General features: G+C 62.8%; 6 protein-coding genes. 5 read left to right on the forward strand and 1 reads right to left on the reverse strand.

Going from position 1 to position 14,644, the window contains the following annotated elements:
- Nucleotides 1–21: 21 nt before the first annotated feature.
- A complete protein-coding gene (locus U0034_RS08330) occupies nucleotides 22–3,615 on the forward strand; it encodes an indolepyruvate ferredoxin oxidoreductase family protein (RefSeq protein WP_085228707.1) in 3,594 nt (1,197 codons plus the stop codon).
- Nucleotides 3,616–3,763: 148 nt separating this feature from the next.
- On the opposite strand, the gene U0034_RS08335 is transcribed toward U0034_RS08330, so the two are convergent.
- Complete coding sequence (locus tag U0034_RS08335; protein ID WP_085228706.1) at nucleotides 3,764–6,037, reverse strand: NADP-dependent malic enzyme; 2,274 nt, start codon at nucleotides 6,035–6,037, stop codon at nucleotides 3,764–3,766.
- A gap of 596 nt (nucleotides 6,038–6,633) precedes the next feature.
- On the opposite strand from U0034_RS08335, the gene tssF reads away from it, so the two are divergent.
- The 4 genes from tssF (at nucleotide 6,634) to U0034_RS08355 (ending at nucleotide 14,619) form a co-directional block, all read left to right on the forward strand.
- Entirely contained in the window at nucleotides 6,634–8,448 is a 1,815-nt protein-coding gene (gene tssF, locus U0034_RS08340) for a type VI secretion system baseplate subunit TssF (protein ID WP_085228705.1), read from the forward strand.
- Nucleotides 8,449–8,636: 188 nt separating this feature from the next.
- A complete protein-coding gene (locus tag U0034_RS08345) occupies nucleotides 8,637–11,129 on the forward strand; it encodes a type VI secretion system Vgr family protein (RefSeq protein ID WP_085228704.1) in 2,493 nt (830 codons plus the stop codon).
- A 176-nt stretch (nucleotides 11,130–11,305) separates the two neighbouring features.
- Nucleotides 11,306–12,028, forward strand: a complete 723-nt coding sequence (locus U0034_RS08350; protein ID WP_233211861.1) for a DUF4123 domain-containing protein — start codon at nucleotides 11,306–11,308, stop codon at nucleotides 12,026–12,028.
- Nucleotides 12,029–12,039: 11 nt separating this feature from the next.
- Complete coding sequence (locus U0034_RS08355) at nucleotides 12,040–14,619, forward strand: T6SS effector BTH_I2691 family protein (RefSeq protein WP_233211862.1); 2,580 nt, start codon at nucleotides 12,040–12,042, stop codon at nucleotides 14,617–14,619.
- Nucleotides 14,620–14,644 lie beyond the last annotated feature (25 nt).

Raw genomic sequence — 14,644 nt, forward strand, 5'->3', positions numbered from 1 at the left:
CAGGGTTGGAGGAGTCCCCCAATGAATGCCCCGCTAGACGCTGGTCAGCGTGCTTCGCTCGAAGCCGCCTTGTCTTCCGTCACGCTCGACGATAAATACACGCTTGAACGCGGCCGCGCCTATATGAGCGGCATTCAGGCACTGGTCCGGCTGCCGATGCTGCAGCAGGCGCGCGATCAGGCGCAAGAACTGAATACGGCCGGCTTCGTGTCCGGCTACCGGGGTTCGCCGCTCGGCGGTCTCGACCTCGCCCTCTGGAAAGCCAAGAAGCACCTCGCGGCGCATCGCGTCGTCTTTCAGCCCGGCGTCAACGAAGATCTCGCCGCCACGGCCGTCTGGGGCACGCAGCAGGTCAATCTCTACCCGAGCGCCAGGTACGACGGCGTTTTCTCGATGTGGTACGGCAAGGGTCCCGGCGTGGACCGCTCGGCCGACGTTCTCAAGCACGGCAATTCGGCCGGTTCCTCGCGCCACGGCGGGGTGCTCGTGCTGGCCGGCGACGATCATGCCTGCAAGTCCTCCACGCTCGCGCATCAGTCCGAGCACATCTTCAAGGCCTGCGGGTTGCCGGTGCTCTTCCCCTCGAACGTGCAGGAGTATCTCGACTTCGGCCTGCACGGTTGGGCAATGAGCCGTTACTCGGGCCTTTGGGTGGCGATGAAGTGCGTGACCGACGTGGTCGAATCGTCGGCCTCTGTCGATATCGATCCGCACCGCACGCAGATCGTGCTGCCGACCGATTTCATCATGCCCGACGGCGGGCTCAACATCCGCTGGCCCGATCCGCCGCTCGTGCAGGAGGCGCGGCTGCTCGATTACAAGTGGTACGCGGCGCTCGCCTATGTGCGCGCCAACAAGCTCGACCGCATCGAGATCGATTCGCCCGAAGCGCGCTTCGGCATCATCACGGGCGGCAAAGCCTATCTCGACGTACGCCAGGCGCTCGTCGACCTCGGGCTCGACGACGACACCTGCGCGCGCATCGGCATCCGCCTCTACAAGGTGGGCTGCGTCTGGCCGCTGGAAGCCCAGGGCGCGCAGGCGTTCGCGCGCGGCTTGCAGGAAATTCTCGTCGTCGAGGAAAAACGCCAGATCCTCGAATACGCGATCAAGGAAGAGCTGTACAACTGGCCCGACGGTCAGCGCCCGCGCGTATTCGGCAAGTTCGACGAAAAGGACGGCGCGGGTGGCGAGTGGTCCGTGCCGATGGGCAACTGGTTGCTGCCCGCGCATTACGAACTCTCGCCTGCGCTCATCGCCAAGGCCATCGCCACGCGGCTCGAGAAATTCGACCTGCCCTCGGACGTGCGCGCGCACATCGCGGCTCGTATCGCCGTGATCGACGCGAAAGAGAAAGCGCTGGCAAAGCCGCGCGTCGCGGTCGAGCGCAAGCCCTGGTTCTGCTCGGGCTGCCCGCACAACACGTCGACCAACGTGCCCGAGGGCTCGCGCGCCATGGCCGGCATCGGCTGCCATTACATGACGGTCTGGATGGACCGCAATACGAGCACGTTCAGCCAGATGGGCGGAGAAGGCGTGGCCTGGACAGGCCAGGCGCCGTTCACGAACGACCGCCACGTGTTCGCGAACCTCGGCGACGGCACCTATTTCCACTCGGGCCTGCTGGCGATTCGGGCCGCGATCGCCTCGAAGGTGAACATCACCTACAAGATCCTCTATAACGACGCGGTGGCGATGACGGGCGGCCAGCCGGTGGACGGCGTGCTGAGCGTGCCGCAGATCACGCATCAGCTCGCGGCCGAAGGTGCGACGAAGATCGTCATCGTGACCGACGAGCCGCACAAGTACGACGGCTCCAATGAACTGGCGCCCGGCGTCACGATCCATCACCGCGATACGCTCGATGCCGTGCAGCGCGAGTTGCGCGAGATTACCGGCACGACGATCCTGATCTACGACCAGACCTGCGCGACCGAGAAGCGCCGGCGCCGCAAGAAAGGCGAATTCCCCGACCCGGCGCGGCGCGTCGTCATCAACGAGGCCGTTTGCGAAGGCTGCGGCGATTGCTCCGTGCAGTCGAACTGCCTGTCGGTCGAGCCGCTCGAAACCGAGTTCGGCACGAAGCGGCAGATCAATCAGTCCAGCTGCAACAAGGACTTTTCGTGCCTGAAGGGCTTCTGCCCGAGCTTCGTCACCGTCGAGGGCGGGCAACTACGCAAGCCGAAGCCGCTCGATGCCAAGGCCAGCGACGGGCTACCGCCCATTCCCGAGCCGGCGCTGCCAGCCATTGCGCGCCCCTATGGCGTGCTCGTCACAGGCGTGGGCGGCACCGGTGTCGTGACGATCGGCGCGCTCGTCGGCATGGCCGCGCATCTCGAACAAAAGGGCGTGACCGTACTCGACGTAACCGGGCTCGCGCAAAAGGGCGGTGCCGTGATGAGCCACGTGCAGATCGCCAATGCGCCGGGCGACATCCACGCCACGCGCATCGCCATGGGCGAGGCGGACCTCGTCATCGGCTGCGATGCGATCGTGACCGCCAGTGACGAGTGCACGTCGCGCATGCAGTTCGGGCATACGCGCGTCGTCGTCAACAGTTCGAAGACGCCCACGGCCGATTTCATCCGCAATCCCAACTGGACCTTCCCCGGCTCGAGCACGGAAAACGACGTGCGCGCAGCAGCAGGCGACGGCGTCGAACTCGTCGATGCGAATCACTACGCCGTCGCGCTGCTTGGCGACGCGATCTATACGAACCCGTTCGTGCTGGGCTACGCTTGGCAGCGCGGCTGGCTGCCGCTTGCGCACCGCTCGCTCGTGCGTGCGATCGAGCTGAACGGCGTGCAGGTGGAAAAAAACCTCGCCGCGTTCGAGTGGGGGCGGCGTGCCGCGCACGATCCTGCGAGCGTGAAGCGTGCCGCCGAGGGCGGCAGCAGCGCCTCAGAGAACCGCGCCACCGTCATCGCGCTGCATACGAAGAAGGCCGTCGATGCGCTGATCGGCAAGCGCATGGAGCACCTCGCCGCGTACCAGAACGCGGCCTATGCGGGGCGCTACGAAGCCCTCGTCTCGCAGGTGCGCGCGGCCGAGCGGGCCCTGGCACAGGGCGATGCCGCACAGGAGCCGCTGACCGAAGCGGTTGCGCGCAACCTGCACAAGCTCATGGCGTACAAGGACGAGTACGAGGTCGCCCGCCTGCAAACGGATCCGGCCTTCCTGGCACGGCTCGGAGCGCAGTTCGAAGGCGAATGGAAGCTCCACTTCCATCTCGCGCCGCCGCTTTTCGCCAAGAAGGACGCAAACGGCCATCTCGTGAAGAAGCAGTATGGACCGTGGATGCTTTCGGCGTTCAAGCTGCTCGCAAAGGTGAAGTTCCTGCGCGGCTCGGCGTTGGATCCGTTCGGCAAGACCGAAGAGCGCCGCACCGAGCGTGCGTTGATCGGCGAGTACGAAGCGCTCGTGCGCGAACTGGTGGCGGGGGTGAAGGCAGACAATCTGCCGCTCGCGATCGAACTCGCCAACCTGCCGGACGGCATTCGCGGCTTCGGCCACGTGAAGGAGCACAACCTGCGGGCCGTACGGGCCAAGTGGAGCGACCTGCTCGCCAAATGGCGCCAGTCGGGCGGCGGCGGCACGGCGCGGCACGCGGCGTAGGAGGCCGACGAAGCGAAAAAGGCGGGACGGGCCACTGCGGCCCTCCAACGCCAGCCAAAAGAAAAAGGCGGCTGCACCGAACGAACGGGCAGCCGCCTTTACTTTGCGCTGCGGCGAAGCTTTGAGCGCTTACAGATGCTTATTGCGCTTATTGCGCGCGCACGACGTTGGCCGCGGCAACGGCCGTCATGTTGATGATGCGGCGCACCGTGGCGGCCGGCGTGAGGATGTGCACGGGCTTGGCGGCGCCGAGCAGGAACGGACCGACCGTCACCCCTTCGCCGCCGATCATCTTCAGCAGGTTGTAGGTGATGTTGGCCGCCTCGACGTTCGGCATCAGCAACAGGTTCGCCTCGCCTGACAGCGTCGTGCCCGGGAACGCCTGCTTGCGGATCGCTTCCGACAGCGCGGCATCGCCGTGCATTTCGCCATCGACCTCGAGATGCGGGGCGCGTTCGGCAATCAGGCGGCGCGCAGCCGCCATGCGCTGCGACGATGCCGACGGCGTGCTGCCGAAATTCGAGTTCGAGAGCAGCGCGACCTTCGGCACGATGCCGAAACGCTCGATTTCGCGCGAGGCGAGGATCGCCATATCGGCGAGCTGCTCGGCGCTCGGCACTTCGTTCACGTAGGTATCGCAGATGAAAAGGTTGCGGCCCGGCAGCATCAGCAGGTTCATGGCCGCATAGTGTTCGGCGTGCACGGCGCGCCCGAGCACCTGGTCGATGAACTTGAGGTGGCTGTGATAGGTGTCGATGAGGCCGCAGATCATGCCGTCCGCATCGCCGAGGTGAACGAGGATCGCGCCGATCAGCGTGTTGAACTTGCGCATCGCCGCCTTCGCCACCTCGGGCGTGACGCCTTCGCGGGCGCCGATCTCGTGATACGCCTGCCACGATTGCTGATAGCGCGGATCGTCCTCGGGATTGACGATTTCGAAGTCGACGCCGCATTTGAGCTTCGAGCCCATCTTCTTCAGGCGCATTTCGACGACGGCCGGCCGCCCGATGATGATCGGGCGAGCGATCTTCTCGGTCAGCACGAATTGCGCGGCACGCAACACACGCTCGTCCTCGCCTTCCGCGAACACGATGCGCGCGGCCTTCGTCTTGGCCGTGGCAAAGACGGGGCGCATCACCATACCGGTGCGGTAGACCGTGGTGCCGAGCTGCTCGCGGTAGGCGTCCATGTCCTGGATCGGCCGCGTGGCCACACCCGAATCCATCGCCGCCTGCGCGACGGCCGGTGCGATCTTGATGATGAGGCGCGGATCGAACGGCTTCGGAATCAGGTACTCGGGGCCGAATTCGAGCGAATGGCCCTCATAGGCCTTCGCGACTTCATCGCCCTGATCGGTTTCCTCCGCGAGTTCGGCGATCGCGCGTACGCAGGCAAGCTTCATTTCCTCGGTGATCGTCGTCGCGCCGACATCGAGCGCGCCGCGGAAGATGAACGGGAAACAAAGGACGTTGTTGACCTGGTTCGGATAGTCCGAGCGGCCCGTGGCGATGATGGCGTCGGGGCGCGCGGCCTTGGCGTCTTCGGGGCGGATCTCGGGCTCCGGATTGGCCAGCGCGAGGATGAGGGGCCTCTCGCCCATCTTCTTGACCATTTCCGGCTTCAGCACGCCGGCGCTCGAGCAGCCGAGGAAAACGTCGGCGGCTTCGATGGCGTCGTCGAGCGTGCGCGCTTCGGTCCTGGCGGCGTAGCGGGCCTTCGAGGGATCGAGGTTGCCGCGGCCTTCGTAGATGACGCCCTTCGAATCGGCAACGAGGATGTTTTCCTTCGTCAGACCGAGCTTCACGAGCAGATCGAGACAGGCGATGGCCGCGGCGCCCGCGCCCGAGCAGACGAGCTTCACGCGCGCGAGATCCTTGCCCACGACCTTGAGGCCGTTCAGGATGGCGGCCGACGCGATGATCGCCGTACCGTGTTGGTCGTCGTGGAAGACGGGAATCTTCATGCGCTCGCGCAGCTTCTGCTCGATGTAGAAGCACTCGGGCGCCTTGATGTCCTCGAGGTTGATACCGCCGAGCGTCGGCTCCAGCATGGCGATGGCTTCGACGAGCTTGTCCGGATCCGATTCCGAGAGTTCGATGTCGAAGACATCGATGCCGGCGAACTTCTTGAAGAGGCAGCCCTTGCCTTCCATCACCGGCTTGGCCGCGAGCGGGCCGATGTTGCCCAGGCCCAGCACGGCGGTGCCGTTCGTGATGACGCCGACGAGGTTGCCGCGCGACGTGTACTTTTGCGCGTCGAGCGGATCGGCGTGGATCGCCTCGCACGCCGCCGCCACACCGGGCGAGTACGCGAGCGAGAGATCGAGCTGGTTCGACAGCGGCTTCGTCGGCGTGACCGAGATCTTGCCGGGCTTCGGATTCTGGTGGTACGAGAGGGCGCTTTGCTTCAGTTGTTCGTCCATGTTTTGACCTGCGAGACGTAATGAATTCGGGCCGGCGTGCTCGATGGCGGCGGTGCGTGCGGGGTGCAGCCGCGCTACGGCCGGTGGCCGCGCCAGAGCGTTTTTCGGGGGTGCTAGTGTACACCCGCGGTCGATGTTGCCCGCGGGTAAAAAAGGGCGCTGACCGTTTGGCAGAGGGTGCGGGGGGTGCCGGTAACGCGGCGTCGGCGATTGCGCTGACGCACCGCTGAATTAATCGGCAGTACCGGCTGCACCAGCGATTGCGCGTTGGACCAGTGGATTTTCGGGCAAGAAAATGTAATCGCCCCGGCTGGCTTTTTGATATAGCGAAGCCGCTAGAATCGTCCTATCAGAAAATCAGATGAACCGAGGGCCATGTCGAAAACAGTCCGAAATGTTCAGGTGCCGCCTGAATCGACGGGTATCGGCGTGTAATTTCGCGAACTTCGCCACCCACTTCTGCGAGCGTCCACCATTGAACGCGGCTCTCGCGATGGGTTGTGTGGAACGGGAGAACCGCCAAAGCAGTCGCGCCCCGGCCGCGCGACTCTTCGCTATCGCACGGCGAAGGCCCGCTATTTTTTCAGATTCAGCCGATGACCGAAGACGACACGCTGCGTTATCACTACGAAAAGGAACTCGCCCTGTTGCGCCGCTCGCTACGGGCGTTCGCAGACCGCTATCCGAGAGCGGCCGTGCGGCTGTCGATCGTCGGCGAGCATTCCGAAGACCCGCATGTCGAGCGGCTTTTGCAATCGTTCGCGTTTTTGGCTGCGCGCATCAGCGCCAAGTTAGGCGACGACTACCCGGAGTTCACCGAGGCGCTGCTCGGAACGCTGAACCCGCTATACCTGCGGCCGTTTCCCTCGTGCGCGATCGCGCGGTTCGGCACGTCCAGTCAGTTCGACAGCCAAACCGCGCCCGCCGTCATCGACCGCGGAACGGAACTGCTTTCCAACGTCGGCAAATGCAGCTTCCGCACCGTGTACGACGTCGTGCTGGCCCCGTTGCGGATCTCGGCGGCGAAGTACGCACATACGCCTACCGCGCCGAGCCATATTTCGTTACCGCCAGATACGAGCGGCCTCCTTTCCATCACATTCAGCTCGTCACAGGCCGGCAAGCGGCTGGATAGTACCGCCCTGCCCGTATTGCGCGTACATCTCGCCGGTACGAGCGAAACCGTGGCATCGCTCACCGATACGATGCTGCTGCGCAGCGCGATGGCATTCGTCGAGGACGGCACGGGCCGCTGGACACCATTGCAAGCCGTGCCGATCAAGGCAGCCGGCTTCGGCCCGCGCGAAAGTCTTCTCGAATGGCGCAACCGTCACTTGCCGCCGTCCGAACTGCTGGCCGAATATTTCTCATTTGCAGACCGTTTCCATTTCGTTGATATCGATTTGGCGGCAATCGTCGCGGCAGGCGAGCCGAGCGCACAATTGACATTGCACCTGGCCATAGCGGATGTTCATCGCGACTCCTGGGCCGCACAGCGGCTCGCTCCGGTATCCGCAGAGAATCTGCAACTGTTCTGCACGCCGGTGGTCAACCTGTTTCCACTCGCGAACGTACCGCTCAAGTACGACAACGCGACCGGGGCATGGCCCATCGAGGTCACCCATACGAGTGGCGCGCTCACCGAGGTCTGGGCGCTCGATCTCGTGCGCACGGACGATGGCCGGCGTGTGCCGCCCTTCACGTCGCTCGCGCACGGAAGCTCTCCCGGGCTTGCCGGCCCTTGGTGGACGTTCATGCAGTGGCGGATCCCCGAGTCGCCGGAGAAGACTCGGCCCGCGTCGCTCACGCTCGTCGATCTGAACGGGCGCGAATCCAACGCCGGCATCCTGGCATTGTCCGTCGACGCTACCTGCTCGAACGGCGATGTGCCGCGTTCTCTACCTGTCGGCGCACCCGGCGGCGATCTGCAAATGGAGGGCAATCCGCTCGTCGGCCGCATCGCACTTCTACGACCGCCCACACCCGTCGCGCGGCTGCCACGTGGCGACGGCGCGCTCTGGCGCCTCATCTCCCAACAGACGCCGCACGCAGTCAACCTCAGTCTCGAAGGGCTCGCCGCACTGAAAAGTCTGTTTCGCCAATTCGCAGCCCTTTCCGCCACCCACTCGCCCCATATCGAAGGAATCATGCATCTTGCATGCAAGCCGATAATGGAATGGATCGTGATGCAACCTCAGCCGATCTTCGTGCGGGGTCTCGAAATCACGCTTACTGTGGATGACAGCGCGTTCGCGTCGACCAGCATCGCAACCTTCGCGTCCGTAATGGAGCGATTCTTCACCCCCTATGCGCCGGAAACCAGCTTTGTAAAGCTGATCGTGGCTTCCGCAAATAACGGCTGGGTCATTCGACGCGGCGAACCTGTTGCGGGGAGCGCACCTATCGTCTAAGCCGCCTCTGCCCTCGCCGCAAGTATCTCGCTCCCGGCGGAAACGCAACAATTACCGAATTAAAGAATTCGATTGCCGAATTCGTAAATTTTTCCATTCCCGTCGATGAAATCGTTTTAATTTTGTTTTGAGAAGCAGGAGCCGGTAAAATCCCGCGTTCAAGAAAATCCAAGAATTGCCGAGGGGCCATGCCGATCACCGCACGGGACATTCAATCGCTCGCGTTGGCCATCACGTCGGGCCGGCAGCGCAATCGCCTGCTGCGCCTGAGCTTTCCGGACAATGACGCGCCCCACGACGTTCTGCTGCTCAATGGCCTCGTGGGCGAGGAATTTCTGTCACGGGATTTCGAATTCGCGCTCGAAATCCTTTCCGACAACGCCCGGCTGGATCCGAAAGACTTCGTCGGCAAACGGCTTACGGCTCAGTTGGTACGCGCCGATGGCAGCCTGCGCTATATCAACGGTTATATCTTCCTGTTTCGTCTCGTCAAGACCGACGGCGGTATCGCCTCGTACGAAGCCGTGGTCGGCCCATGGCTGCGCTATCTGAAGCTGCGCAAGAACAGCCGCATTCTGCTCAACCAGAGCGTGCGCGCCCAGAGCGCCACGCTCTTTCAGGACTACGGCACGCTGCCCGCCTGGGAATGGCAGGTGCGGGAAGACGACCCGTCGATGACGATGGCCTGCCAGTTCGAGGAGGACGATCACAACTACGTCCACCGCCGCTGGGAGCACGCCGGATTCGCTTACCGGTATGAACATACGGCGGATGGGCACAAGCTCGTCGTGTTCGATCCAAGCTGCGCCGAGCCGGCCATCGACGGCAGTTCGCCCGAGATCCGCTTTCAGAGCGAGGCCGGCTCGCAGGAAGCCGACGGTATCGCGTCGTGGTCGCCGGTTCAGCAGGCCGTGCCCACGCATACCGCGCTTTCGCGCGCCGATTTCAAGAACCCCGGCATCGCGGCGAATACCGACCTCGGCGTGGCAGACGCACACCTCGACGGCTGGGACGGCACGCGCAAGCTCGAGTGGTACGAATACACGGGCGCCTACGGCTACCGCAACGTGCGCGACGGCCAGGCGCTAGCGGGCCGCCGCATGGAGGCCATTGCGGCGTCGGCCCGCCAGTATGCGGGCCAGGGCAACAACCGATTCGTGCTGCCCGGGCGCTGGTTTCGCCTCACCGACCACTTCGGTCTGGGGCTCGGCCGCTCGCGGCAGGACGATGAATATCTGATCGTCTCGGTGCGCCACGTTGCCTCGAACAACTACCTGCAGGGCGTGGATGCGGCGGCAACCTATCATAACGAGTTCACCTGTGTAAGCCGCACCACGCGGTGGCGGCCGGCGCTCGGCTACAACTGCGTGCACACGCGCATCCTCGCACCGCAAACGGCCACGGTGGTGGGGCCATCGGGCGAGAGCATCTTCACGGATGAATACGGCCGCTGTCTGGTGCGATTTCACTGGGACCGGGAGGGCAAGTACAGCACGTGGGTACGCGTGGCCAGCGGTTGGGCCGGCGGCAGTCAAGGCATGGTCGCCCTGCCGCGCATCGGCTCGGAGGTTCTGGTTCACTGGCTGGATGGGAACCCGGATCGTCCCATCATCATCGCGCGTACGACCAACGCCCAGAACCTCGCGGGGTGGCAACTCCCGCAGCAGCGCATGATCACCGGCATTCGCAGCCGCGAGGTCACGGGGGCCGACGGTAATGCGGCGTCCGGACGCAGCAATCACGTGCTGCTGGACGACACGGCGGGGGCGATTCAAGCGCAGATGCGAAGCGACCATGGCAACAGCCAACTCTCGCTGGGCAGCATCACGCGCATCGAGAATTGGCAGGGGCGACAGGACGCACGAGGCGAGGGGTTCGAGTTGCGCACGGACGAGGTGGGCGCAATTCGCTCCGGTCGGGGCCTGCTCGTGAGCACGGAGGTGCGGCCGCAGGCCAAAGGGCATATCTCCGACGTGAGCGAGCCGGCCACGCGGCTCACCAAGGCGCAGACGCTGCATGGGCAGTTGGCCAAGCTTGCGCACAAGCACGAGGCGCAGGATAGCGGTGCGGACCAGAGCGGCGTGGCCGATGCGCTGCGATCCCAGGTGGACGGTATCAAGGGTACGGGCGGGGCGAGCGGTGACGGCACCTTCCCCGAACTGAACGAGGCGCATCTGCTGCTGGCGGGTGCGGCGGGCGTGGAGATGACGACGCCAGCCAGCGCGCATGTGACGGGCGGCCAACATGTGGCGGTGACCTCGGGCGAGCATGTTTCGCTAGTGGCGGGGAAATCGCTCCTGGCGAGCGTGTCGGAGAAGTTCTCGGTATTCGTGCATCGGATGGGCATGAAGCTGATCGCCGCCAGCGGCAAGGTGCAGGTGCAGGCGCAAAACGATGACCTGGAGCTATTGGCGAAGAAGGTCGTCGCGATCATCAGCACGACCGATTGGATCACGCTGACGGCGAAGCAAGGCATCAGGCTGAACGCCGGCAACAGCGAATTGGTCATTAGCGCTGAAGGCATCAAAGGGTTCACGCCCGGCGAGAACGTCATTCATGCCGGCAATCACAACACGATGGGCCCGCAAAGCGTGCCGGCGAGTTTTCCGGGTGCCGATCTTTGCGAGTCGCTATCCAGCTCGGCGGCACAGACCGGCGCTGCGTCGGTTGCCCTCTCGTAAACTTTTTCGATCGCATGAGCACGCCACTGCTGCTACAAGCCGCCCCTGAACTTTCGTCACCGCTCGAACACGGCTTTTTGCTGATCGAGCCGGCGACGATCGGTCACGAGCCGTTTCTGCAAACGCTGCCAATGCGTGCGTGCACGCCGCGAGTGCTTGCCCATCGGGAAGAACTGATGCCGCGGCTCGTCGACTTGGCAGCGCTCGAACCGGACGCGCGCGCCAAGGCTTCGGAGGCGTGGCGCAGAGAGGCGGCGCGCGAGAGTCCGCCGGTGATCTGTGCCCGGTTCGACAGCGACGCGGATGGCGATGAAATCGCAGCGCATATCGCACAGCATCTCGTCGGCCCGGGTGAAGACGGTCAACCCGTTTTCTGGCGCCACTACGATCCTCGAGTGCTGAGCCTGACGCTGGCAGTCTTCGACCCTGCACAGCGTGCCGCGCTTCACGGCCCGATAAAGCAATGGCAGTTCGCGTGGGCGGGGCACCACTGGAGTATTCCCAATCTGCGCGCAGTGCCGAATGACGCCGATCGGGATACCTCCGCCTGGCCGCGTCCCGAGCAATGGCCACGCATCAATCGCAGCGAAGCCGCCGCGCGAGTCGCGGAGCGGCTGCCGGCGATGGCGGCCGAAGAGGCTGTGCACCTGCCGGCGGAAATGGACCGGATCTTTTGTGAAGCCGAACGCCGAGGCGGGCTGCCCGGGGGCATAGACGTGCTCGTCGACTATGCGTGGCATTGCGTGCGGTACGGTCGGACCTTCGAAGACCACCCTGGCCTGCTGGAGGCGTGGCCTGCACTTGTTCGGCGGGAACTGGGCTGGGCCGATGCGCTCAACCAACTCACGGCAGATGGCTTCGATGCCGTCAAAAAGGCGCCCAGCGCCCTGACAACGTAAAGGAACAGATCGTGTCCGCAACCTGCTCCCTCTGCGATCGGAAATCGCTACTGTTCTACCCGGTTCGGTATGCGATTGCTTGCCCGCGTGGCGCTGCCAAAGCGCCCGGGCTGACCGGCAATTTCATTATCGACGGCCGTGCGCCGCAATCGGCAGGTACGGCGAAGATGACATTGCGCGCCCTGCGCGCGGGCTATCTCTACACGTACGACGAGAAGCGTCGGCGCTTGCGTGCCTATATGGTGCTGGAAAACGGCCTTCTGTGGAATTTTCCGCCGGGCGCGCGGCCCCCGGCGGACGAAGGTGCGGTAAATCAATTGGCCTCCGGGTGTGCGAGCCAGGGGGATTTGAAGTTCATGTCGCTCGGCCGGTGCATCGACGTCGAACATACGCCCGGGGTGGATGAGGCGACGAATCTGTGGATCGGCTGGTCGAACGTCATGTGGACGAAGGGCCTCGTCGAAAAAGCGCTCGATGCCAAAGGCGGCCCCCTGTGGCGGGCTCAGCATATGCAGTGCATCGATATCAAAGCGCTGATGGCGGGCGATGCTCCGCATACCGGCGAGTTCGAGGCAAGCAAGAAGAACGTAGCTCACTTTTCGATGGATGATCGAGCGCTGAAAGACGCGTTCGAGTTCAGCAATACGCCCACCCGCGAGGAAAGCCGGCAGCGAAACCTTGCGGACCGGATCGGTCAGGCGATGGCGCAGACGCCTCATAGGAAGGGGTTCGTTGTTGCAGTTAACGATCCGGTTGGTGTGGCAAACGATCTCGCGGAGCTGACTGTACCCAACGTAAACAATGGGTTTGACGAGCAGATCTATTGGAAATGGATGTCGGCGCAGTTGCTGGAACGCGCGGAGGCTGGGATTCGAGCAAATGCGGAGGGCATGACCGGCCTCAGTTACGGCCTGTCGAAGACGATCAATGACGTCAACGCCTTCAACTCTCAGGCACGCGTTCCAGTCGAACCCAGTGGCGACATCGTCGGTTTTTTTCGAACCGCCTGGAAAGCTGTCCAGATGGGTAGCCTTGACAAAGCGCTCAAGGACGAGGACGAGAAGATTTCCAACATCCCAGCCGCGCAAGCGAAAGCCAGTGACGAGGCGTGGCAAGATGCGTCTACCAAAGTCGGTCCTGATGGCATTCGGGTAAGCATCATTGATGAAGCAGCGTTGAAACGCTTTCCACATGAGTATGAGCAGACGCTCACCGCCTTCAAACCTAAGTGGCAGCCCCTCGTACAAGCCCATGCCGACTGGTTGAAATCGGAACTGCTCGCCCACTGGATGGCCGGTAACCACGACACGAAAGACCTTCGGAGCGGGTATGCATACAGCGAGTCGTGTGCACAAGCGATCGGCGCGGCAGTCGGCACCGACGCCTGCAAAAAAGTGCTCGATGATTGGCTCAATAGCAAGACCGCCGATATTCGGAATATGTATGCACGAGCCCTGATGTTCAATCACGATGACCTGATGAAAGCAGCCGACGCTCAGGTTCATGGCTCCGATATTCAGTACGAGAACTTTCTGAACATCTATAAGGGAGCGCTTCAGCAGCTCGAAAAACTCGGTAATTCGGCGAAACTACGCGATCGACTCGTCGTTACCACCGCGAATCACATCGTCAATGTGCTCACGAAAGGAGCGCGAGGCACAGCAATCGGTTACGTCACGATCCGTTTGTCACTGCATGCCGGGGTTCGAATAAAGCCGGCACAAGTCTCGAAGGTGGCACTTAGAAACTGGCTACTCGATCAGGGTCGATCGCTGGGCCTAGAACTCGACGGCGATCGGACCGAACAACGCGCGACGGCCACGCGCGTCAGCAAGGAGGTCATCAAGGCGGCGCCCCCATCCGATCCGAACGTCCTCATGTATGAACTTGATACAGATGCGCTGGTACAGTCAGGCAAACTCGATGCGAGCGAGGTCAAGGCCATTAAGGTTCCAGGCGTGGACGCTGCTAAAAGGTGGCTTGGTTCATCCCAAGAGTTCAACCTGGGTATCGCAACGGCGATCTTTCAAATGGCGACGCTTGCGTTCGCGACAAAAGATCTCTCGAGTAGCGATCAATTCAACAAACGAGAAAATGTAATGAAGTTCACCGCATGTATTGCATCGGTGATCGGAAACGTTGTCGAAACTGCAGCCGAGACAATTGCCAAGGCACCGAATCACCCATTGTCGGCCTTCATGACAAAACAGTGGACGAACGCCGAACGCTATTCCAAAATTGGGAAGTATGGTGGCCGTGCGCTGGGCTCTATTGCGGGACTCGTGCTTGCCGGCTATGACTTGCTCAAAAACGCGCCGGAGGCGTGGGCAAACAACGACAAGGGTTTGGCAAGGTTGTATGTGGCGAGCGGGATTCTTGGCGCGTACGTTTCAGTGTCTGCATTCTTCGGCGCAATCCCGTTCTTTTGGCCCACCCTAATTGCGTCCATCTTGGTTGGCATCGCTATCGCAATGTACAAGGCATCGCAACTCAAGGACTGGGTATCCAAATGCAAATTCAGCAATGGCGACCAATACGATTCACTAACCGCCGAACTTAAAGCATTCCAATCAGCCGCAGGGATTAACTAATGGACGAGAGACTCATAAAGAAATG

This window comes from Trinickia caryophylli, assembly GCF_034424545.1.
Lineage (GTDB): Bacteria > Pseudomonadota > Gammaproteobacteria > Burkholderiales > Burkholderiaceae > Trinickia > Trinickia caryophylli.

Bases quoted from the DNA above. Each gene is read 5' to 3' on its own strand.
- U0034_RS08335 (WP_085228706.1), bottom strand. From the start codon at position 6,037: ATGGACGAACAACTGAAGCAAAGCGCCCTCTCGTACCACCAGAATCCG.
- U0034_RS08345 (WP_085228704.1), top strand. From the start codon at position 8,637: ATGCCGATCACCGCACGGGACATTCAATCGCTCGCGTTGGCCATCACG.
- tssF (WP_085228705.1), top strand. From the start codon at position 6,634: ATGACCGAAGACGACACGCTGCGTTATCACTACGAAAAGGAACTCGCC.
- U0034_RS08330 (WP_085228707.1), top strand. From the start codon at position 22: ATGAATGCCCCGCTAGACGCTGGTCAGCGTGCTTCGCTCGAAGCCGCC.
- U0034_RS08350 (WP_233211861.1), top strand. From the start codon at position 11,306: ATGCCGCGGCTCGTCGACTTGGCAGCGCTCGAACCGGACGCGCGCGCC.